The sequence below is a fragment of the Microbacterium marinilacus genome (assembly GCF_019753765.1).
GTDB lineage: Bacteria > Actinomycetota > Actinomycetes > Actinomycetales > Microbacteriaceae > Microbacterium > Microbacterium marinilacus.
Genome location: NZ_JAIJZW010000004.1, coordinates 282,425 through 303,629, shown reverse-complemented (window position 1 = coordinate 303,629; position 21,205 = coordinate 282,425). Strand labels below are relative to the sequence as shown.

At 71.8% G+C, this 21,205-nt stretch carries 20 protein-coding genes and 1 tRNA gene; 20 read left to right on the top strand and 1 reads right to left on the bottom strand.

Translation table 11 applies throughout. The features are described 5' to 3' along the window. Positions 1–15 precede the first annotated feature (15 nt). From fmt to K5S26_RS09160, 20 genes are all read left to right on the top strand, one after another. Positions 16–966, top strand: coding sequence for a methionyl-tRNA formyltransferase (gene fmt, locus K5S26_RS09255; protein WP_221857682.1), 951 nt, complete (start codon positions 16–18; stop codon positions 964–966). Further along, on the top strand, positions 966–2,432 hold the full coding sequence (locus K5S26_RS09250) for an RsmB/NOP family class I SAM-dependent RNA methyltransferase (protein ID WP_221857681.1): 1,467 nt from the start codon (positions 966–968) through the stop codon (positions 2,430–2,432). The genes fmt and K5S26_RS09250 overlap by 1 nt, the downstream gene beginning before the upstream one ends. Positions 2,433–2,463: 31 nt before the next feature. Next, positions 2,464–3,138 (top strand): ribulose-phosphate 3-epimerase, encoded by a 675-nt coding sequence (gene rpe / locus K5S26_RS09245; RefSeq protein ID WP_221857680.1) that lies wholly within the window; start codon positions 2,464–2,466, stop codon positions 3,136–3,138. A gap of 58 nt (positions 3,139–3,196) precedes the next feature. Next, complete coding sequence (locus tag K5S26_RS09240) at positions 3,197–3,460, top strand: phosphoribosyl-ATP diphosphatase (RefSeq protein WP_221857679.1); 264 nt, start codon at positions 3,197–3,199, stop codon at positions 3,458–3,460. A 41-nt stretch (positions 3,461–3,501) separates the two neighbouring features. Further along, a complete protein-coding gene (gene hisG / locus K5S26_RS09235; protein ID WP_221857678.1) occupies positions 3,502–4,341 on the top strand; it encodes an ATP phosphoribosyltransferase in 840 nt (279 codons plus the stop codon). A 5-nt stretch (positions 4,342–4,346) separates the two neighbouring features. After that, positions 4,347–5,108 carry an imidazole glycerol phosphate synthase subunit HisF gene (hisF, locus tag K5S26_RS09230; protein WP_221857677.1) on the top strand — a complete coding sequence of 254 codons (762 nt, stop codon included), beginning with the start codon at positions 4,347–4,349 and terminating at the stop codon, positions 5,106–5,108. Further along, a complete protein-coding gene (gene hisI / locus K5S26_RS09225) occupies positions 5,105–5,512 on the top strand; it encodes a phosphoribosyl-AMP cyclohydrolase (protein WP_221857676.1) in 408 nt (135 codons plus the stop codon). Before hisF ends, hisI begins: the two co-directional genes overlap by 4 nt. After that, a complete protein-coding gene (locus tag K5S26_RS09220; RefSeq protein WP_221857675.1) occupies positions 5,509–6,111 on the top strand; it encodes a Trp biosynthesis-associated membrane protein in 603 nt (200 codons plus the stop codon). The genes hisI and K5S26_RS09220 overlap by 4 nt, the downstream gene beginning before the upstream one ends. Before the next feature lie 105 nt (positions 6,112–6,216). Then, on the top strand, positions 6,217–6,447 hold the full coding sequence (locus K5S26_RS09215) for an HGxxPAAW family protein (protein WP_221857674.1): 231 nt from the start codon (positions 6,217–6,219) through the stop codon (positions 6,445–6,447). 2 nt (positions 6,448–6,449) lie between these two features. Further along, a complete protein-coding gene (gene trpC, locus K5S26_RS09210; protein ID WP_221857764.1) occupies positions 6,450–7,250 on the top strand; it encodes an indole-3-glycerol phosphate synthase TrpC in 801 nt (266 codons plus the stop codon). Beyond that, entirely contained in the window at positions 7,247–8,470 is a 1,224-nt protein-coding gene (trpB, locus tag K5S26_RS09205) for a tryptophan synthase subunit beta (protein ID WP_221857673.1), read from the top strand. The genes trpC and trpB overlap by 4 nt, the downstream gene beginning before the upstream one ends. Further along, entirely contained in the window at positions 8,467–9,246 is a 780-nt protein-coding gene (trpA, locus tag K5S26_RS09200; RefSeq protein WP_221857672.1) for a tryptophan synthase subunit alpha, read from the top strand. The genes trpB and trpA overlap by 4 nt, the downstream gene beginning before the upstream one ends. 52 nt (positions 9,247–9,298) lie before the next feature. Then, the gene (locus K5S26_RS09195; protein WP_221857671.1) at positions 9,299–10,579 is read left to right on the top strand and encodes a serpin family protein; all 1,281 of its coding nucleotides are present in this window, start codon (positions 9,299–9,301) and stop codon (positions 10,577–10,579) included. 64 nt (positions 10,580–10,643) lie between these two features. Next, entirely contained in the window at positions 10,644–11,606 is a 963-nt protein-coding gene (gene lgt / locus K5S26_RS09190; protein WP_221857670.1) for a prolipoprotein diacylglyceryl transferase, read from the top strand. 160 nt (positions 11,607–11,766) lie between these two features. Beyond that, positions 11,767–16,341, top strand: coding sequence for a glutamate synthase large subunit (gene gltB / locus K5S26_RS09185; RefSeq protein WP_221857669.1), 4,575 nt, complete (start codon positions 11,767–11,769; stop codon positions 16,339–16,341). Beyond that, entirely contained in the window at positions 16,334–17,800 is a 1,467-nt protein-coding gene (locus tag K5S26_RS09180; RefSeq protein WP_221857668.1) for a glutamate synthase subunit beta, read from the top strand. The genes gltB and K5S26_RS09180 overlap by 8 nt, the downstream gene beginning before the upstream one ends. Before the next feature lie 142 nt (positions 17,801–17,942). Continuing rightward, positions 17,943–19,388 (top strand): pyruvate kinase, encoded by a 1,446-nt coding sequence (pyk, locus tag K5S26_RS09175; protein ID WP_221857667.1) that lies wholly within the window; start codon positions 17,943–17,945, stop codon positions 19,386–19,388. Between the two features lie 64 nt (positions 19,389–19,452). Continuing rightward, positions 19,453–19,535 (top strand) — tRNA-Leu (locus K5S26_RS09170). A gap of 61 nt (positions 19,536–19,596) precedes the next feature. After that, positions 19,597–20,211, top strand: a complete 615-nt coding sequence (locus tag K5S26_RS09165; RefSeq protein WP_221857666.1) for an ANTAR domain-containing response regulator — start codon at positions 19,597–19,599, stop codon at positions 20,209–20,211. After that, positions 20,208–20,750 (top strand): GNAT family N-acetyltransferase, encoded by a 543-nt coding sequence (locus K5S26_RS09160; protein ID WP_221857665.1) that lies wholly within the window; start codon positions 20,208–20,210, stop codon positions 20,748–20,750. The genes K5S26_RS09165 and K5S26_RS09160 overlap by 4 nt, the downstream gene beginning before the upstream one ends. A 33-nt stretch (positions 20,751–20,783) precedes the next feature. Here K5S26_RS09160 and K5S26_RS09155 read toward each other — a convergent pair whose 3' ends face one another. Then, on the bottom strand, positions 20,784–21,203 hold the full coding sequence (locus tag K5S26_RS09155) for a hotdog fold thioesterase (protein ID WP_221857664.1): 420 nt from the start codon (positions 21,201–21,203) through the stop codon (positions 20,784–20,786). Between the last annotated feature and the right edge of the window lie 2 nt (positions 21,204–21,205).

Below are 21,205 nucleotides of genomic sequence, written 5' to 3'. Positions count from 1 at the left end.
AGACGAGGAATCCCGATGACCGCTGACGGAGGACCCGTCCCGCTCCGGATCGCATTCGCCGGGACGCCGTCGGTGGCCGTCCCGACGCTGCGCGCTCTGCACGCGACCGGCCATGACGTCGTCGCGGTGGTGACCCGCCCCGACGCGCCGCTCGGGCGGAAGCGCGTCCTGACGCCGTCGCCCGTCGCCCTCGCCGCCGACGAGCTCGGCCTGCCGGTGATCAAGGCGGCGCGTCTGGACACCGAGGCGACCGAGCGGATCGCCGAGCTTCGACCCGACCTCGCCGCCGTCGTCGCGTACGGCGGCCTGGTGCGCGAGCCGCTGCTGTCCCTTCCGGCACACGGCTGGATCAATCTCCACTTCTCACTGCTGCCGCGATGGCGCGGCGCGGCGCCGGTGCAGCGGGCGCTGATGGCGGGCGATCGGACGACGGGGGCCTCCGTCTTCCAGCTCGTCCCCGAGCTCGACGCCGGCGACGTCTTCGCCGAGCTGCGCTACGACATCCCCGCCGACGCCACGGCGGGCGAGGTGCTGGACGCGTTGGCGGATGCCGGCGCCGGCCTTCTGACCGACGTCGTGGACGGCATCGCCGCGGGCACCGCGGTGGCGCGCCCACAGCACGGCGAGCCCTCGCACGCCGCAAAGCTGACGATCGACGACGGCCTGCTCGACTGGGAGCAGCCGGCCGACCGGCTCCTCGACCGCTACCGCGGCGTCACGCCGGAGCCGGGCGCGCACACCACGCTCGACGGCGCACGGTTCAAGGTGCTCCGCGCCCGGCCCGCGCCGGACGCCGCCTCCCTCGCGCCGGGCGCCGTGGCTCCCGCCCCGGGCGGCGTCCTCGTCGGGACGGCGACGGGGCCCGTGCTCGTCGAACGCGTCCAGCCCGCCGGGAAGCCCGCCATGGCGGCGTCCGACTGGGCACGCGGCGTGCGCGGCGACATCGTCCTCGGGGGCGACGCCTGATGGTCGATCATCGCGAGGGCGGCGGGCGGCGCGACGCCCGGAAGCGTGCGTCGGCGCCGGGCGGCCGCGACCGGCAGCCGCGCCGGACGACCGACCGGCCGTGGATCGTGCAGCCGGCGCGCCGCGTGGCCTACACCGTCCTGCGGGCGGTCCGCGAGGCCGACGCGTACGCGAACCTCCTCCTTCCCCGCGAGCTCGAGCGGGCCGGGCTGAGCGGCGGCGACGCGGCCCTCGCGACCGAGCTGACCTACGGCACACTCCGCCGCCTCGGCACCTACGACGCCGTGATCGAGGCTGCGGCGGACCGCTCCACGGAGACCATCGACGCGCCGGTCCTCGATGCGCTCAGACTGGGCGTCCACCAGCTGATGGGCACGCGGGTCGCCTCGCATGCGGCGGTGAACGAGTCCGTGAGCCTCGCCCGCGAGGCCGCCGGAGCCGGCGCAGCCGGATTCGCGAACGCGGTGCTGCGACGCATCGCCCGCGACAACCCCGGCGAGTGGCTCGAGCTGGTCGCCGGCGCGGCCCGCTCCGACGACGAGCGCATCGGTCTGGAGGCCTCGCACCCCGTGTGGATCGTGCGCGCGCTGCGACGCGCCCTGGCGGCCGAGGGCCGCGCCGACGAGCTCGACGATCTCCTCGACGCCGACAACGTGTCGCCGCGGGTGACGCTCGCCGCGCTGCCGGGCCTCGCCTCGCCCGAGGGCACCCGCACCTCCTACTCGCCCGTCGGCTTCCGTCTCGCGGGCGGCGATCCGGAGCCGGTGCTCCGCGCGTCCGGCGGCACCGTGCGTGTGCAGGACGAAGGCTCGCAGCTCGTCGCCCTCGCGCTCACCCGTCTGGCGCCCGTCCAGCCCGGGGAGCGATGGCTCGACCTCTGCGCCGGGCCCGGCGGCAAGACCGCGCTGCTCGCCGCGGAGGCCGTCGCGCACGGCGCCGTGCTGGAGGCGAACGAGGTCGTGCCCGCCCGGGCCGGTCTGGTGCGCCAGGCCCTCGAGGCGGTCCCGCTCGAGGTCGTGGTGCACGAGCGGGACGGACGCGAGCTCACGGCGGAGCACCCCGGCGAGTTCGACCGCATCCTCGTCGATGCGCCCTGCACCGGCCTTGGTGCGCTGCGGCGGCGCCCCGAGGCGCGCTGGCGCAAGCAGCCGTCCGACGTCGCGGAGCTGGCGGAGGTGCAGGGAGGGCTGCTGCGCGCGGCGATCGGCGCCCTCCGGCCCGGCGGCGTCGTCGCCTACGTCACGTGCTCGCCTCACCTGGCCGAGACCGCCGCCATCGTCGGGCAGGTGCGCGACGAGGTCGGCGACGCGGTGGAGGAGCTCGACGCGCGTGCCGTGCTGCGCCGCGTGTCGCGCGGTGCGATCGATCTGCCGGCCCCGGCATCGGACGGCGGACACGCCCAGCTGTGGCCGCACCGTCACGGCACCGACGCGATGTTTCTCGCCCTGCTGCGTCGCGTGCGCTGACAGCGGTGCGACGGCCGGGATAATCGAAGCCATGGACCTGCCCGGCGCCCCGCGCATCAACCCCAGCATCCTGTCGGCCGACTTCGCGAACATGCAGGCGGACCTCGCCCGCATCGCCTCGGCCGACTTCGTGCACGTCGACGTCATGGACAACCACTTCGTCCCGAACCTCACGTTCGGCCCGCAGATGGTCGAGCGCGTCCAGGCGACGAGCCCCGTGCCGCTCGACGTCCACCTGATGATCGACGACCCGGATCGCTGGGCGCCGGGGTACGCGGAGCTGGGCGCGGCCTCGGTGACGTTCCATCTGGAGGCGGCCGCCGAGCCGGTGGCGCTCGCCCGACGGCTGCGCGGCATCGGCGCCCGCGCGGGTGTCGCCGTCAAGCCCGCGACCGACGTCGATCGGCTGTTCGAGCATCTCCACGAGTTCGACCAGATCCTCGTCATGACCGTCGAGCCGGGCTTCGGCGGGCAGTCGTTCCGCGCCGACACCATGCCCAAGCTGCGCCGCCTCGCGGAGGAGACGCGCCGGCGCGGTGCGGATGTCTGGCTGCAGGTGGACGGGGGCATCTCCGCCGACACGATCGGCGAGGCCGCCGCCGCGGGGGCCGACACGTTCGTCGCCGGGTCGGCCGTCTACGGCGCCGCCGACGTCGACGCCGCGATCGCCGGGCTGCGCGCGGCGGCCGCCGCCCACGCCCACTGAGGTCGCGCGGCGCGCCTGGGCGAGCGGGGGAGTGCTCTCCGGACGGTAGCCTGGAGACGTGAAGACTTTCGACGAGCTGTTCGCCGAGCTGAGCGAGAAGGCCCAGACGCGACCCGAGGGATCGGGCACCGTCGCGCAGCTGGACGCCGGCGTGCATGCGATCGGCAAGAAGATCGTCGAGGAGGCCGCCGAGGTGTGGATGGCCGCCGAGTACCAGTCGGACGCCGAGGCGGCCGAGGAGATCTCGCAGCTGCTCTATCACCTGCAGGTGATGATGCTCGCGAAGGGCCTGACGCCCGCCGACGTCTACCGACATCTGTAGACGCGCGCCTCGACCCTCACTCCTCGTCCCCGAAAGCCCCCATGCTGCGCATCGCCGTCCCCAACAAGGGTTCCCTGTCCGAGACCGCCGCCGAGATGCTCGCGGAGGCCGGTTACGCCGGCCGCCGCGACTCGAAGCAGCTCCACCTGATCGACGCCGCCAACGACGTCGAGTTCTTCTTCCTGCGTCCGCGTGACATCGCCACGTACGTCGCCCTCGGCGCGCTCGACGTCGGCATCACCGGCCGCGACCTGCTTCTCGACGTGCGGATGCCCGCCCGCGAGATCGAGACGCTCGGTTTCGCCGACTCGACGTTCCGCTTCGCCGGCCCGCCCGGCCGCTTCCAGACGCTGGAGGACCTCGACGGCGTGCGCGTGGCCACGGCGTACCCCGGTCTCGTCGACGCGTTCCTCGACGAGCACGGCATCGCCGTGGACCTCGTGCCGCTCGACGGCGCCGTCGAGTCGGCCGTGCAGCTCGGTGTGGCCGACGCGGTCGCCGACGTCGTCTCGACGGGCACCACCCTGCGCCAGGCGGGGCTGGAGATCTTCGGGCCGGTGCTGCTCGAGTCGGAGGCGGTGCTGATCGCCGGGCCGAACGAGTCGGAGGGCACGGAGACGCTCCTTCGCCGCCTGCGCGGCGTCATGGTCGCGCGCCAGTACGTGATGGTCGACTACGACCTGCCGGCCGCGCTGGTCGACCGTGCGGTCGAGATCGCGTCCGGCATCGAGTCGCCGACGATCTCGCCGCTGCGCGACCCCGAGTGGGTGGCCGTGCGCGTCATGGTGCCCAGGAAGGGCGTCAACCGGGTGATGGACGACCTGTACGGGCTCGGCGCGCGCGCGATCCTCGTCACCGCGATCCACAACGCGAGGCTGTGATCGGCGTGTCCGTCGTGACCCGGATCATCCCGTGCCTCGACGTCGCCGCCGGTCGGGTGGTCAAGGGCGTGAACTTCGAGAACCTCCGCGAGATGGGCGACCCCGTCGAGCTGGCCCGCTCTTACTACGAGCAGGGGGCGGACGAGCTCACCTTCCTCGACGTGACCGCGACGGTGGACGAGCGGGCGACGATGTACGACGTCGTCAGGCGCACCGCGGAGGAGGTCTTCATCCCCCTGACCGTCGGGGGAGGCGTGCGCACCGCCGACGACGTCGCCCGGCTCCAGGGCGTCGGCGCCGACAAGGTGGGGGTCAACTCGGCGGCCATCGCCCGCCCCGACCTCCTCGGCGAGATCGCCGACCGGTTCGGCGCTCAGGCCCTCGTGCTCTCGCTCGACGTCAAGCGCTCGCCCCGCACGGACTCCGGCTTCGTCGTGACGACGCACGGAGGCCGCACCGAGACCGACCTCGACGCGCTCGCTTGGGCGCGCGAGGCGATCGAGCGCGGCGCCGGCGAGCTGCTGGTCAATTCGATCGACGCGGACGGCACGCGCCAGGGCTTCGACATCGAGCTGATCGAGCTGATGCGCGACGTCTCCGCCGTGCCCGTCATCGCCTCCGGCGGCGCGGGCGCTCCGCAGCACTTCGGGCCCGCCGTGCGCGCCGGCGCCGATGCCGTTCTGGCGGCCAGCGTGTTCCACTCCGGGCAGCTCACCATCGCGGATGTGAAGCGCGCGCTGCGCGCGGACGGGATCGAGGCACGATGAGCGATGAGTCGACGACACCGCGCCCGCAGGAGGACGTGGAGGCGCGCATCGCGCGCGTCGCGTTCAACGGCGACGGCCTCGTCCCCGCGATCGTGCAGCAGTGGGACACGCGCGAGGTGCTGATGATGGCGTGGCTCGACGCCGAGGCGCTCCGCCGCACTCTGACCACCGGCCGGGTCACGTACTGGTCGCGTTCCCGGCAGGAGTACTGGCGGAAGGGCGACACGTCCGGCAACGTCCAGCGCGTGGTCGGCGCACGCCTCGACTGCGACGGCGACGCGGTGCTGCTGCAGGTCGAGCAGACGGGCCCCGCGTGCCACACCGGCACGCGCACCTGTTTCGACGCCGACGACCTCCACGCGGTCGCCGCCGATCTCGGCGGCGACACGAAGGCAGCCGGATGACGCCGTCCGGGCAGAGTCGCGCCGCACGGATGCGCCCGCTGGCGGTCGTGACGATCCTCGCGGCGGGCGCCGTCGCGCTCATCGGCTCGACGCAGACCTGGGCCGTCGCTCGGCTCGCCGACGGAGACCTCGACGTGTCCGGGGCCACGGCCATCCCCGTTCTGCAGCCGCTGACGCTCACCGCGCTGGCGCTCGGCCTCGTCCTGACGCTCGTGGGCCGCGTGCTGCGCTACGTCCTGGGCGGGCTCGCGGTGGTGGTGGCGGCGGTGCTGGGCTGGCTCTCGGCGCCGATGGTCGTCGACCCCCCGGTGGCCTCCGTGGCTGCAGCGGTGGCGGAGCGCACCGGGCTCGCAGGCGTCGAGGCGGCCGAGGCGGTCGTGTCCGGCATCTCGCCGACGCCCTGGCCGCTCGTCACGCTCGCCGCGGCGGCGGTGCTCGCGGTCGCGGGACTCGTCGTGCTCGCCACGGCCCACACGTGGGCGCGGGGCGGACGGCGCTTCGCGACCGGCACGACCACCGCGGCGCAGGAGCAGGCGGGGCCCCTCGACGCTGTCGACTCGTGGGACGACCTCTCGCGCGGGGACGACCCCACGCGCTGACCCGACGCCGTCGCCGTGTCCCGCCGGCCGGTCGGCGCGCGGCAGAACGCCGAGCGCTCCCGATAGACTGGGCGGCGTCCCCCGCATCGAAGGAGAACACACGAGATGAGCAACCAGATCGACGAGCCCGGTCACGGACACTCGCCCGCTGCCTGGACGACGGTGATCATCATGCTGGTCGCGATCTCGGTCGGTACCGTCGCGCTGTTCGTCGACTCGTGGCCGGTGTTCTGGGTCGCCGTCGGCATCCTCGTGCTCGGACCCATCGTGGGCTGGGTCATGTCGAAGGCCGGCTACGGCGTGAACGGATCCAAGTACCTCACCAAGGCGCACTGATGCTGCTCGCCGACCTCACGGCGGGAGCGGTCGAGGACGCGGAGAGCCGCCGACGGAGCCGTCCCCTGGACGAGGTCGAGCGGATCGCGCTGGCTCAGCCGCCCGCGCGGGACGCGATCGCCGCCCTGGCGCCGACTGCGGGTGTGCGCATCATCGCCGAGGTGAAGCGCGCGAGCCCTTCGCGAGGCGACCTCGCGGCGATCCCCGACCCCGCTCTGCAGGCGCGCCTGTACGAGGAGGGTGGGGCGTCCGTCATCAGCGTGCTCACGGAGCAGCGCCGGTTCAAGGGCAGTCTCGACGACCTCGCCGCAGTGCGCTCCGCGGTCTCGCTGCCCGTGCTCCGCAAGGACTTCGTCGCGACGCCCTATCAGGTGCTCGAGGCGCGAGCTGCCGGGGCGGACCTCGTGCTCCTCATCGTCGCGGCGCTGGAGCAGCCGCTTCTCGCCGAGCTCTACGGGCTCGTGCGTCAGCTGGGGATGACCCCCCTCGTCGAGGCGCACTCGGCGGACGAGGTCGCTCGCGCAGCGAGCCTGGGCGCCGAGCTCATCGGCGTCAACGCCCGCGATCTGTCGACGTTCGAGCTCGACCGCGACCTGTTCGGACGGTTGGTCGACGACATCCCGTCCGGGGCGATCAAGGTCGCGGAGTCGGCCGTGCTCCGGCCGGCGGACGTCGCGCACTACCGCGCGGCCGGCGCAGACGCGGTGCTCATCGGCGAGGCTCTCGTGACCGGGGACCCCGTGGCCACGCTCGCCTCGTTCCTCGAGGCCGGCCAGGACGACGCTTCCCAGGAGGAGACATGACCGAGACCACGAGCCTGCGGGACCAGCAGGGTCCGTTCTTCGGCGACTTCGGCGGCCGGTTCATGCCGGAGTCGCTCGTCGCCGCGATCGACGAGCTCGCCCAGGCCCACTCCGACGCGATGGCCGACCCGGCCTTCCGCGACGAGCTGGCCGGACTGCTCGTCGACTACGCCGGTCGCGCGTCGGCCCTGACGGAGGTGCCCCGCTTCGCCGAGCACGCGGGCGGCGCCCGCATCTTCCTCAAGCGGGAGGACCTCAACCACACCGGGTCGCACAAGATCAACAACGTCCTCGGTCAGGCGCTGCTCACCCGTCGCCTCGGCAAGACCCGCGTCATCGCCGAGACCGGTGCCGGCCAGCACGGCGTCGCCACCGCGACGGCCGCCGCGCTGTTCGGCATGGAGTGCACGATCTACATGGGCGAGGTCGACACCGAGCGGCAGGCGTTGAACGTCGCCCGCATGCGCCTGCTCGGCGCGGAGGTGGTGCCGGTCACGACCGGGTCGCGCACCTTGAAGGACGCGATCAACGAGGCGTATCGGGACTGGGTCGCGAGCGTCGAGACCACCAACTACATCTTCGGCACGGCAGCGGGCCCGCACCCGTTCCCGGCCATGGTCCGCGACTTCCAGCGGATCATCGGCGAGGAGGCGCGGGCCCAGCTGCTCGAGCGCATCGGACGGCTTCCGGACGCCGTCTTCGCGTGCGTCGGCGGCGGGTCGAACGCGATCGGCATGTTCGACGCCTTCCTCGACGACGCGGCGGTGAAGCTGTACGGCGTGGAGGCCGCCGGCGACGGCGTCGACACGCCGCGCCATGCCGCCTCGATCGAGCGCGGCCGCCCGGGCGTGCTGCACGGCTCGCGCACCTACGTGCTGCAGGACGAGGACGGCCAGACGGTCGAGTCGCACTCGATCTCGGCGGGTCTGGACTACCCGGGCGTCGGTCCCGAGCACTCGTGGCTCGCCTCGATCGGCCGCGCGGAGTACATCCCCGCCACCGACGACGAGGCCATGCAGGCGCTGCGCCTGCTGAGCCGCACGGAGGGCATCATCCCCGCCATCGAGTCCGCCCACGCTCTGGCAGGCGCCCTGCGGGTCGGGCGCGAGCTCGGGCCCGACGCGGTGCTGGCCATCTGCCTCTCCGGCCGCGGAGACAAGGACATGGACACCGCCGCCCGGTACTTCGATCTCTACGACGACGAGGAGGACCGCGCATGACGGTCGAGCGGGCCATCGCCCGAGCCCACGCGGACGGCCGCGGCGCCTTCGTCGGCTACCTCCCGGTGGGCTACCCCGATCTGCAGACGAGCATCGACGCCGCCGTCACGCTCGCCGAGAACGGCGTGGACGTCATCGAGCTCGGCCCGCCCTACAGCGATCCGGTCATGGACGGCCCGATCATCCAGGAGGCGACGCAGGCGGCGCTGGCCGCCGGCTTCCGCACGAGCGATCTGTTCGCCGCGCTGCGGGAGATCACACGGCGCGTGGACGTGCCGGTGCTGGTGATGACCTACTGGAACCCCGTGGTGCAGTACGGCGTCGATCGTTATGCGGACGACCTGGTCGCCGCCGGGGGAGCCGGTCTCATCACGCCCGACATCACCCCGGACGCGGCTCCCGAGTGGATCGCGGCCAGCGAGCGGGCCGGCCTCGACCGCGTGTTCCTCGCGGCCCCGACGTCGAGCGACGAGCGGCTCGATCTCGTGATCCGCAACACGACCGGCTTCGTCTACACGGTCTCCACCATGGGCATCACGGGCGAGCGGGCGCAGCTCGACGCGGCGGCCCGCACCCTGGTCGAGCGCCTTCGTGCGCACGGCGCGGTCCGCTCGTGCGTCGGCATCGGCATCTCCACGGCCGAGCAGATCGCGAGCGTGCTGGAGTACGCGGACGGAGCGATCGTCGGCACCGCTCTCGTCCGAGCGCTCCGCGACGGCGGGCTCGAGCAGCTCGCCCGGACCACGCGTGAGCTCGCCGCCGGCACACGCCGCTGACGCCCGGCGGGATCCGGGTGAGACGATCCCACGGCCGCCGACACTCTTGGGCATGAGCCCCTCCCGCTGGATCGGCGGCGCCGCCGCACTCGTCCTGACCGCCTCGCTGGCCTCGTGCGCGACGCCGTCGCCCGACGACCACGTGATCCGTGCGGAGGGAGTCTCCGCGCGCGCCGTGTCGATCTCGGACGCCGTCGAGCTGCCGCAGGCCGTTGCCGCGGCGCGCGAGCTCGGCGCCAAGACCCTGGCGCTGGCCGATCCCGACGGCAACGTGGTGCTCTCGCCGGCCGGCCTCGCGACGGCCTTGTCGATGCTCGCCGACGGCGCACGGGGCGCGACGCTCGCCGAGCTCGAGTCGGTGCTGGGTGCGACGGGCGACGGGCGCCGCGATGCGTTCGCCGCCGTGCGCGGCGCGCTGTCGGCTCTCGACGGCGATCCGTCCGCCGTCGCAGCGGACGAGCTCCCGGAGCGCCCCCTCCTGCACCTCGCGAGCCAGGTGGTCGTGGACGAGGGCTTCGAGGTGCGCGACGACTTCCTCGCGGCGCTGGCCGACACGTTCGACGCGGGGTCGCAGCAGGTCGACCTCGGCGGCGAGGAGGGCAAGGCCGCGCTCGACGCATGGGTGCGCGAGCACACCGGCGGACTCATCGAGCAGTCGGCCATCGAGCCCGACCCCCAGCTCCGCATCGTGCTCCAGGACGCGGTGCTGCTCGCCGCCGCCTGGAAGGCGCCTTTCGACGAGGGTGCGACAGCGCCCCAGGGCTTCACGCTCGCCGACGGGACGAGGAGCGAGGTCGACACGATGAGCTCCTCCCAGGTATCGTTCGCCTCTGCCGAGCGCGATGGCTGGCGGGCCGTCCGGCTGCCCTACGACGAGGCGCTGCACGCCGACATCCTGCTGCCGCCGGAGGGCACGGACCCCGCGACCGCGACGGGCGAGCTCCTCGGAGAGCTCGCGACCGCCCTCGACGACGCGGCTCCGGAGCCGATCGCCCTCTCCCTGCCGGTTCTCGACATCGGCGACGCGAAGACCGACCTTCTCCCTCTGCTGCCCGAGCTCGGCCTCGGCAGCCTGCCGTGCACGTCGGGAAGCGCCGACCTGTCCGGCATCGCGCTCGCGCCGGGCGACCTCTGCGTGGACCAGGCGGTGCAGCAGGCGGTGCTGAGCGTCGACGAGGCCGGCACCGTCGCCGCGGCGGTCACGGAGCTCGGCATGACCGAGTCGTCGGCGCTCGTCGGGCAAGAGCTCGCCTTCGATCGGCCCTTCCTGTTCACCGTCTCGCACGACGAGACCGGCTGGCCGCTGTTCCTCGCCGCGGTCCGCGCACCCTGATGGCGACCCCTGCGACGACTCGAGTGAGCCGGTCGCCGCCCCAGCGCGGACTAGAATCGCGGTCGTGACTTCTCTGTCGATCCTGCTCGCGTCGATCCCGAGCCCGCCGGTCAGCTACTTCGACGTCGGCCCGCTGCGCATCCACATCTACGCGCTGTGCATCATCGCGGGCATCGTCGTCGCGACGATCCTGACGAATCGTCGCCTCACCCGGCGGGGTGCCGAGCCGTGGGTCGTGATCGACATCGCGCTGCTGGCAGTGCCGCTCGCGATCATCGGCGCGCGCATCTTCCACGTCCTCACCCACCCGGGCTTCTACTTCGGCGAGGGCAAGGACATCCTGGCCGTGTTCCGCATCTGGGAGGGCGGGATCGCCATCTTCGGCGCCCTCATCGGCGGCGCGATCGGCGCCTGGCTCGGCTGCCGCTGGACCGGCGTGCGGTTCTGGACGTTCGCCGATGCGCTCGCCCCCGGCCTCCTGCTGGCGCAGGCGATCGGCCGCTTCGGCAACTGGTTCAACCAGGAGCTGTACGGCTGGCCCACCGACCTGCCCTGGGGCCTCGAGATCGACGAGGACAACGCGGCGCGCCCGCTCGGCCTGCCGGAGGGCACCCTGTTCCACCCCACGTTCCTCTACGAGGTCATCTGGAACGTCCTCGGCGTGCTCGTCCTGCTCTGGCTCGGGCGACGCATCACGATGCAGTGGGGACGCCTCTTCGCCGTCTACCTCATCTGGTACAGCGCGGGCCGCGTGGTCTGGGAGACCATCCGCATCGACCCGAGCGAGATCTACCTCGGCCTGCGCACCAACGTCTGGGCGGCGCTGCTCGGCATCGCCGTCGCGATCGCGATCCTCGTGGTGCAGCGACGCCACACGGGCATCGAGCCCTCGCCCTACGTCCCCGGTCGTCTGCCGGCCGGCGCCGAGGCGCTACAATCGGAGGACCCCACCGACTTCGTCGACGTCAGCGACCCCGCTGCGTCGGACGTCGAGAAGACCGCGGCCGGCCCGGCCAAGGTCGAATAAGCACCGTCGCCACAAGCGCAACGATCACCTGTGATCGGTCGATCGCAGAACGCCCCTGCTGTCCTTTCGGAGAGGACACGAGGCGGATCGCGCCGTAGGTGACGGGCTCTCCTGGGTCGACGACGCCCCGATCTTCCTTCTGATCCATAGGACGGTAGTCATGTATTTCCAGCCTCCGTACGGCGCGTCCGGTGCGTATCCCCCGAAGCAGGGACTGTACAACCCGCGCTTCGAGAAGGACGCCTGCGGCCTCGCGATGGTCGCCACGCTGCGCGGCGAGGCCGGTCACGACATCGTCGACCTGGCCCTGACCGCCCTTCGCAATCTCGAGCACCGTGGTGCGATCGGCTCCGACGCCGGCACCGGTGACGGCGCGGGCATCCTGACCCAGATGCCGGACGCGTTCCTGCGCGCGGTCGTCGGCTTCGAGCTGCCGGCCGTGGGCGAGTACGCGGCCGGCATGATGTTCCTCCCGCGCGAGCCCGAGGCGCGTTCCGCCATGAAGGCGTCGATCGAGAGCGTCGCGGCGAGCGAGGGGCTGACGGTCCTCGGCTGGCGCGACGTCCCGACGGACGACGAGAACCTCGGCAAGCTCGCCTTCGAGGCCCGGCCCGCGTTCGAGCAGCTCTTCGTCTCCCGCCCCGCCCAGGGCGACGAGCCGGCCCTCTCCGGCATCGAACTGGACCGCAGGGTCTACCGTCTGCGCAAGCGGGCCCAGCACGAGCTGGACGCCTACTTCGTGTCGCTCTCGAGCCGGACGCTCGGCTACAAGGGCATGGTCACCACCCTGCAGCTCGAGCCGTTCTACCCCGACCTGCAGGACGAGCGCTTCGTCACCGAGCTCGCCGTCGTGCACAGCCGCTACTCGACGAACACCTTCCCGTCGTGGCCGCTCGCGCAGCCGCTGCGCATGCTCGCCCACAACGGCGAGATCAACACCGTCGGCGGCAACCGCAACTGGATGCGCGCCCGCCAGTCGCAGCTCGCGTCCGACCTGCTGGGCGACATCCGCCCGCTGCTGCCGATCACGACCGACGAGCAGAGCGACTCGGCGTCCTTCGACGAGGTGCTCGAGCTGCTGACGCTGACGGGGCGCAGCATGCCCCACGCCATGCTCATGATGGTGCCGGAGGCGTACGAGAAGCAGGCGGACATCGATCCCGACCTGCGCGCGTTCTACGAGTACCACTCGCTGCAGATGGAGCCCTGGGACGGCCCCGCGTCGCTGATCTTCACCGACGGCACGGTCGTCGGCGGCATGCTCGACCGCAACGGCCTGCGGCCCGGGCGATGGACCGTGACCAAGGACGGCCTCGTCGTGATCGGCAGCGAGACCGGCGTGCTCGACTTCGAGCCCGAGCGCATCGAGCGTCGCGGGCGTCTCCTGCCCGGCCGCATGTTCGTGGTCGACACCGCCGAGGGCCGGATCATCTCGGACGACGAGGTCAAGCGCGAGCTGGCGACCATGCACCCTTGGCAGGAGTGGCTCGACAAGGGCACCGTGCGACTGGCCGACCTGCCCGAGCGCGAGCACATCGTGCACCCCGTCGCGTCCATCAACCGGCGCCTGCGCACCTTCGGCTACACCGAGGAGGAGGTGCGCATCCTCCTGACCCCGATGGGTCGCACGGGCGCGGAGCCGCTCGGTGCGATGGGGTCCGACACGCCCATCGCGGTGTTGAGCGAGCGCCCGCGCCTGCTGTTCGACTACTTCACGCAGCAGTTCGCGCAGGTGACGAACCCGCCGCTCGACTCGATCCGCGAGGAGGTCGTGACGAGCCTCCGACTGGGGCTCGGCCCCGAGGCGAACCTGCTCGACTGGGGCGCCGCCCACGCGCGCACCGTCGGGCTGGACTTCCCGGTCATCGACAACGACGAGCTGGCGAAGATCCAGCACATCCACACGTCGCTGCCGGGGCGTTCGTCCGTCACGATCCGCGGGCTGTACCGCGTCGCCGCCGGCCGGAAGGGCCTCGAGAAGCGGCTCGCGCAGATGTGCCGCGAGGTCGACAACGCGATCGAGGACGGCGTCGAGTTCGTCGTGCTCAGCGATCGCGACTCCAACCAGGACCTCGCCCCGATCCCCTCGCTGCTGATGCTCTCGGCGATCCACCACCACCTGATCCGCAACGAGACCCGCATGAAGGTCGGTCTCGTCGTCGAGGCGGGGGACGTGCGCGAGGTCCATCACGTCGCGACGCTGATCGGCTACGGCGCCTCGGCGGTGAACCCGTACCTCGCGATGGAGACCGTCGAGAACCTCGTCCGCGCCGGCACCATCCAGGGCCTGACGCCGCAGAAGGCCGTGAAGAACCTGATCTACGCACTCGGCAAGGGCGTGCTCAAGATCATGTCCAAGATGGGCATCTCGACGGTGTCCTCGTACGCCGGTGCGCAGGTGTTCGAGGCGGTGGGCCTCGCCCAGGACCTCGTGGACGCGTACTTCACCGGCACGGAGACGAAGCTCGGCGGCATCGGCCTCGACGAGATCGCGACCGAGAACGCCGCCCGCCACGCCTTCGCCTATCCCGAGGACCGCGCCCCGCGCACGCACGAGCGACTCTGGACGGGAGGCGAGTACCAGTGGCGACGCGACGGCTCGCCCCACCTGTTCAACCCCGAGACCGTCTTCCGGCTGCAGCACTCCACCCGCACCCGTCGCTACGACATCTTCCGGGAGTACACGCGCCTGGTCGACGATCAGGCGGCCCAGCTCAAGACGCTGCGCGGCATGTTCCGCCTGCGCACCGACGTGCGCCAGCCCGTGCCCCTCGACGAGGTCGAGCCGATCTCGTCGATCGTCAAGCGCTTCTCCACAGGTGCGATGAGCTACGGCTCCATCTCGCGCGAGGCGCATGAGACGCTCGCCATCGCCATGAACCGGCTCGGCGCGAAGTCGAACACCGGCGAAGGCGGCGAGGACGTCGACCGGCTCCTCGACCCGGAGCGTCGCAGCGCGATCAAGCAGGTCGCCTCGGGCCGCTTCGGCGTCACGAGCCTCTACCTGACCCAGGCGGAGGACATCCAGATCAAGCTCGCGCAGGGCGCCAAGCCGGGCGAGGGCGGCCAGCTGCCTCCCGGCAAGGTGTACCCGTGGGTCGCGCGCACGCGTCACGCGACCGCCGGCGTCGGGCTGATCTCGCCGCCGCCCCACCACGACATCTACTCGATCGAGGACCTCAAGCAGCTGATCTTCGACCTGAAGCGGGCGAACCCGTCGGCGCGGATCCACACCAAGCTCGTGAGCCAGGCGGGCATCGGGGCCGTCGCCGCGGGAGTCGCGAAGGCGCTCAGCGACGTCATCCTCGTCTCGGGACATGACGGCGGAACGGGCGCGAGCCCGCTGAACTCGCTGAAGCACGCGGGCACGCCGTGGGAGCTCGGCCTCGCCGAGACCCAGCAGACGCTGATGTTGAACGGCATGCGCGACCGCGTGGTGGTCCAGGTCGACGGGCAGCTGAAGAGCGGACGCGACGTCCTGATCGGCGCGCTGCTGGGAGCCGAGGAGTTCGGCTTCGCCACGGCACCGCTCGTGGTGGAGGGCTGCATCATGATGCGCGTCTGCCACCTCGACACCTGCCCCGTCGGCGTGGCCACGCAGAACCCGCTGCTGCGCTCGCGCTTCACGGGCAAGGCCGACCACGTCGTGAACTTCATGGAGTTCATCGCCCAGGAGGTGCGCGAGTACCTCGCCGAGCTCGGCTTCCGCTCGCTGGACGAGGCCATCGGCCACGCCGAGCTGCTCGACGTCGACGACGCGATCACGCACTGGAAGGCCGAGGGCCTCGACCTGTCGCCGATCCTGGAGGGTCCGCGTTTCGCCGACGAGGAGCCGCGACGCCACGCCCGGGAGCAGGCGCACGAGCTCGAGGACCACTTCGACGTGCCGCTCATCGAGCAGGCGCGCGAGGTCATCGAGGTCGGCGGCACGCTGAAGGTCTCGATGCCGGTGCGCAACACCGCGCGCGCGGTCGGGACCATGCTGGGCCATCACGTCACCAAGGCGCGCGGCGAGCACGGCCTGCCCGCCGGGTCGATCGACATCACGCTCACCGGCTCGGCAGGCCAGTCGTTCGGAGCGTTCCTGCCCAACGGCATCACGCTGCGACTGGAGGGCGACTCGAACGACTACGTCGGCAAGGGCCTCTCGGGCGGCCAGATCGTGATCCGTCCGCCGCGGGGAGCGACGTTCGACGCGTCCGAGAACGTCATCGCCGGCAACGTCATCGGCTACGGGGCGACGCAGGGGACGATGTTCCTGCGCGGCGTCGTGGGGGAGCGCTTCTTCGTGCGCAACTCCGGCGCGACCGCCGTCGTCGAGGGGGTGGGCGACCACGCGCTCGAATACATGACCGGTGGCCTGGCCGTCATCCTCGGTCGCACCGGTCGCAACCTCGGCGCGGGCATGTCGGGCGGCACCGCCTATGTGCACCGCCTCAACACCGATCTGGTGAACCGCGAGTCGCTCGCCTCGGGAGAGCTCACGCTCACCGAGCTCGGGTCGGGCGACGCCGAGATCCTGCGTGACCTGCTCGAGCAGCACGTGGCGCAGACGGGGTCGGAGCTGGCCGCGCGCCTGCTCGACGACTTCGACGACGAGGTGGCGAACTTCGTGCGGGTGCTTCCGCGCGACTACGCCGCCGTGCTGCAGACCCGCCAGGAGGCGGTCGCGGAGGGGCTCGACCCCGACGGCGACGTCGTCTGGACCCGCATCCTGGAGGTGACCGGTGGCTGATCCCAAGGGCTTTCTGAAGGTGACGGAGCGGGAGCTTCCCGCCCGTCGTCCCGTGCCCGTGCGCATCATGGACTGGCGGGAGGTGTACGAGCCCGGAGACTCGGCCGTGCTCCGTCGCCAGGCGGGGCGCTGCATGGACTGCGGCGTGCCGTTCTGCCACCAGGGCTGCCCGCTGGGCAACCTGATCCCCGAGTGGAACGACCTCAACTGGCGGGGCGAGGGACGGGCGGCGATCGAGCGCCTCCACGCCACCAACAACTTCCCGGAGATCACGGGTCGGCTGTGCCCGGCGCCGTGCGAGAGCGCGTGTGTGCTGGGCATCAACCAGCCGCCGGTGACGATCAAGCAGATCGAGGTCTCGACGATCGACGAGGCGTTCGCGAACGGCTGGGTCGAGCCGAAGCCGCCGGCACGCCTGACCGGCAAGACGGTCGCCGTCGTGGGCTCGGGCCCCGCCGGCCTGGCCGCGGCGCAGCAGCTCACGCGCGCGGGCCACACGGTCGCCGTCTACGAGCGCGACGACCGCATCGGCGGCCTGCTGCGCTACGGCATCCCCGACTTCAAGATGGAGAAGCGCCACCTCGAGGGGCGTCTCCGCCAGATGCAGGACGAGGGCACCCGGTTCCGGGCGGGCGTCGCGATCGGCAAGGACATCGCGTGGAACGACCTGCGCGCGCGCTACGACGCCGTGGTGGTCGCCACGGGCGCGACCCTGCCGCGCGACCTGCCCATCCCGGGCCGCGACCTCGCCGGCGTCCACTTCGCGATGGAGTACCTCGTCGAGTCGAACAAGGCGACAGCCGGTGACCAGGTGCCGAACCAGATCAGCGCCGAAGGCAAGCACGTCGTCGTGATCGGTGGCGGCGACACCGGCGCCGACTGCATCGGCACCGCGCACCGTCAGGGCGCGCTCAGCGTCACGAACCTCGCGATCGGGAAGCGACCGGGGGAGGACCGCCCCGAGCACCAGCCCTGGCCGATGACGCCGACCGTGTTCGAGGTCTCGTCCGCTCACGAGGAGGGCGGCGAGCGGCAGTTCCTCGCCTCGACCGTCGAGTTCGTCGGCAACGGCGCGGGTGAGGTGCGCGCGCTGGTCGTGGCCGAGACCGAGTTCGTCGACGGCCGCCGCGTGCCGAAGGCCGGCACCGAGCGGGAGATCCCCGCCGACCTCGTGCTGATCGCGATGGGCTTCACCGGCCCGGAGCGCGAAGCGCTCGAGGCGCAGCTGCAGGCGGGCTTCACCCCGCGCGGCGCCATCGAGCGCGACGCCGCCTTCCAGTCGACGGCGCCCGGCGTCTTCGTCGCCGGCGACGCGGGTCGCGGTCAGTCGCTCATCGTGTGGGCGATCGCCGAGGGCCGTTCCGTGGCCGCGGAGGTCGACGCGTTCCTCATGGGTGACACGGCGCTCCCGGCGCCGGTGCGCCCGTCGGATGTCGCGATCGGCCTGCAGCCCGCGTAGTCTGGCATCGAACCCGGGGGCGCCGACGCATGGATCGGAAGTTCTGCGACAGTGCCCGTCAATCCTCGTCCTCAGTGGCCTGAAGCGAGCGACCCCGTCGCGAGCGGCACGTGCTGAGTGACTCTGTGCGGAAGGTATGCAGTTGAGACGTGCCAAGATCGTCGCCACCCTCGGGCCGGCGACATCGACACGCGAGAAGGTCCGTGAGCTGATCGAGGCCGGCGTCGACGTCGCCCGCCTGAACCTCAGCCACGGCGACTACTCCGTCCACGATGCGAACTACGAGAACGTGCGCGGGGCCGCGCAGGACGTCGGCAAGCCCGTCGCCGTCCTCGTCGACCTGCAGGGCCCCAAGATCCGCCTGGGCAAGTTCTCCGACGGGCCCCACTTCCTCGCCGAGGGAGACATCTTCCGCATCACGATCGAGGACATCGAGGGCACCAAGGACATCTGCGGCACCACCTACAAGGGGCTGCCGCAGGACGTCAAGCCCGGGGACTTCCTCCTGATCGACGACGGCAAGGTGCGCCTCCAGGTCGTCGAGGCGGACGACACGACCGTCACCACGAAGACGATCGTCGCGGGCAACGTCTCCAACAACAAGGGCATCAACATCCCGAGCGCGGCGGTGAACGTCCCCGCCCTGAGCGAGAAGGACGAGCAGGATCTGCGCTGGGCGCTGCGCAAGGGCGCGGACCTGATCGCCCTGTCGTTCGTGCGGAACGCAAAGGACGTCCAGCGCGCCCACGTGATCATGGCGGAGGAGGGGCGCCGCGTCCCGATCATCGCGAAGATCGAGAAGCCGCAGGCGGTGGAGGCGCTGGAGGACATCGTCGACGCCTTCGACGGCATCATGGTCGCCCGCGGCGACCTCGGCGTCGAGCTGCCCCTGGAGGCGGTCCCGATCGTGCAGAAGCGCGCGGTCGAGCTGGCCCGCCGCATGGCGAAACCCGTCATCGTCGCGACGCAGATGCTCGAGTCGATGATCTCGAACCCGGTTCCCACGCGCGCCGAGACGAGCGACGTGGCGAACGCGGTGCTCGACGGCGCCGACGCCGTGATGCTCTCGGGCGAGACCAGCGTCGGGGAGCACCCCGTCGTCACGGTCGCCACCATGGCCCGCATCGTCGAGTCGACCGAGGAGCACGGCCTCGAGCGGATCCCGCCGCTTCGGACGAAGCCCCGCACGCAGGGCGGCGCGATCACCCTCGCGGCGGTCGAGGTCGCCGACTTCGTGGAGGCGAAGTTCCTGTGCGTCTTCACCCAGTCGGGCGACTCGGCCCGCCGGATGTCGCGACTGCGCTCGCACCGTCCGATGATCGCGTTCACCCCGGACGCCGCGATCCAGAACCGCATGGCGCTCACCTGGGGCGTGCGGTCGACGCTCGTGGACATGGTCGAGCACACGGACGCGATGTTCCACCAGGTGGACGAGTATCTGCTCGAGAACGGCCTGGCGCAGATCGGCGACAAGGTCGTGGTGATCTCCGGTTCCCCTCCCGGGATCGTCGGCTCCACCAACGACCTGCGCGTGCACAAGGTCGGCGACGCCGTGCAGGGCGCCGCGCCCGTGTACCAGGAGAAGTAGGGCCTCTCACGTCGATACCGCCTCGCCGGGGCAGCCCGGGCGAGGCGGTATCGTCGTTCTCCGGGCCGGTGTGGCGGAATGGCAGACGCGGCGCACTCAAAATGCGCTGTCCGCAAGGGCGTGTGGGTTCGAGTCCCACCACCGGCACGACGTATCGAGGCGAGCGTGGCTCCGGGAACCCAGGGCCCTGACGAATTAGGATGTACAGGTGAGCGAAGAGCAGACCGGGCAGGCACCCGCGGCACCGCGCCGTGTTGTCGTGGCCGAGGACGAGTCCCTCATCCGCCTCGACATCGTCGAGATCCTCCGGGACAACGGATACGACGTGGTCGGCGAGGCGGGCGACGGCGAGACCGCCGTGCAGCTGGCGACCGAGCTGCGTCCGGATCTGGTGATCATGGACGTGAAGATGCCGCAGCTGGACGGCATCAGCGCGGCCGAGCGGCTGAACAAGAACCACATCGCGCCCGTCGTGCTGCTGACGGCGTTCAGCCAGAAGGAGCTCGTCGAGCGGGCCACCGAGGCCGGCGCGCTGGCGTACGTGGTCAAGCCGTTCACCCCGAACGACCTGCTGCCGGCGATCGAGATCGCCCTGGCCCGCTATGAGCAGATCATCACGCTCGAGGCCGAGGTGGCCGACATGGTCGAGCGGTTCGAGACGCGCAAGCTCGTCGACCGCGCCAAGGGGCTGCTGAACGAGAAGATGGGGCTGTCCGAGCCCGAGGCGTTCCGCTGGATCCAGAAGGCCTCGATGGACCGCCGTCTGACGATGCAGGACGTCGCCAAGGCGATCATCGAGCAGCTGTCGCCCAAGAAGGCGTGATCGAGCGCACGCTCCCCGAGGACATCCGGCTCCGTCCCCTCGCCGAGGGTGACGGAGCCGCTCTCGCTTCGGCGTACCGGCGGAACCGCGAGCACCTGGCGCCGTGGGAGCCGCTGCGCACCGAGGACTTCTACACGTCCGCGTCCCAGGATGCCCAGCTCAGGCTGGCGCTCGGCGAGCAGCGCCGCGGAGCGGCCTCGCGCTGGGTGCTCGAGGACGCCGACGCGCGCATCGTCGGGCGCCTGAACGTCACCGACATCGTGCGCGGGGCGGCGCAGAGCGCCAGCGTGGGCTACTGGACGGAGCGGGAGCTGGCCGGACGCGGCATCATGACCGCCGCCCTGCGGTCGGTCGCAGCGCATTGTCGCGACCAGCTCGGGCTGCACCGGCTGCAGGCGGGCACGCTCCTGCACAACGCCGCGTCTCAACGAGTGCTGGAGCGCTCCGGCTTCGAGCGGTTCGGACTGGCCGTCGCATATCTGCGCATCGCCGGCGAGTGGCAGGATCACCTGCTGTTCCAGCGGATCCTCGAAGACTGACCGCGCGACGGGACGGACGGCGGGCGCCGGCGATCAGGTCGCGGGGAGGTCCTTGATGAGATTGGTGATCCGCACCGTCGAGCACCGCCTGCCGGTCTCGTCGGCGACCACGATCTCATGCACCGTCGTGCTGCGGCCGAGGTGGATCGCCGTGCAGGTGGCGGTGACGACGCCGCTGCGGGCCGACCCGGTGTGGGTCGCGTTGATGTCGAGGCCGACCGCCAGGCGACCGGGGCCCGCGTGGTAGTTGGCGGCCATCGACCCCATCGTCTCGCCGAGGACCACGTACGCGCCTCCGTGCATCAGCCCGACCGGCTGCGTGTTCCCCTCGACCGGCATGGTCGCGACGGAGCGCTCGGTCGTGAACTCGGCGAAACGCACGCCCATGCGTTCGGCGAGCACGCCGATCCCGCGACGATGGAGCCACTCGAGGCCGGGGGAGAGGTCGGACATCT

Excerpts from the sequence above, each read along its gene's own strand:
- fmt (WP_221857682.1), top strand. The coding sequence starts at position 16 with ATGACCGCTGACGGAGGACCCGTCCCGCTCCGGATCGCATTCGCCGGG.
- K5S26_RS09250 (WP_221857681.1), top strand. The coding sequence starts at position 966 with ATGGTCGATCATCGCGAGGGCGGCGGGCGGCGCGACGCCCGGAAGCGT.
- rpe (WP_221857680.1), top strand. The coding sequence starts at position 2,464 with ATGGACCTGCCCGGCGCCCCGCGCATCAACCCCAGCATCCTGTCGGCC.
- hisG (WP_221857678.1), top strand. The coding sequence starts at position 3,502 with ATGCTGCGCATCGCCGTCCCCAACAAGGGTTCCCTGTCCGAGACCGCC.
- hisI (WP_221857676.1), top strand. The coding sequence starts at position 5,105 with ATGAGCGATGAGTCGACGACACCGCGCCCGCAGGAGGACGTGGAGGCG.
- K5S26_RS09220 (WP_221857675.1), top strand. The coding sequence starts at position 5,509 with ATGACGCCGTCCGGGCAGAGTCGCGCCGCACGGATGCGCCCGCTGGCG.
- K5S26_RS09215 (WP_221857674.1), top strand. The coding sequence starts at position 6,217 with ATGAGCAACCAGATCGACGAGCCCGGTCACGGACACTCGCCCGCTGCC.
- trpB (WP_221857673.1), top strand. The coding sequence starts at position 7,247 with ATGACCGAGACCACGAGCCTGCGGGACCAGCAGGGTCCGTTCTTCGGC.
- trpA (WP_221857672.1), top strand. The coding sequence starts at position 8,467 with ATGACGGTCGAGCGGGCCATCGCCCGAGCCCACGCGGACGGCCGCGGC.
- K5S26_RS09195 (WP_221857671.1), top strand. The coding sequence starts at position 9,299 with ATGAGCCCCTCCCGCTGGATCGGCGGCGCCGCCGCACTCGTCCTGACC.
- gltB (WP_221857669.1), top strand. The coding sequence starts at position 11,767 with ATGTATTTCCAGCCTCCGTACGGCGCGTCCGGTGCGTATCCCCCGAAG.
- K5S26_RS09155 (WP_221857664.1), bottom strand. The coding sequence starts at position 21,203 with ATGTCCGACCTCTCCCCCGGCCTCGAGTGGCTCCATCGTCGCGGGATC.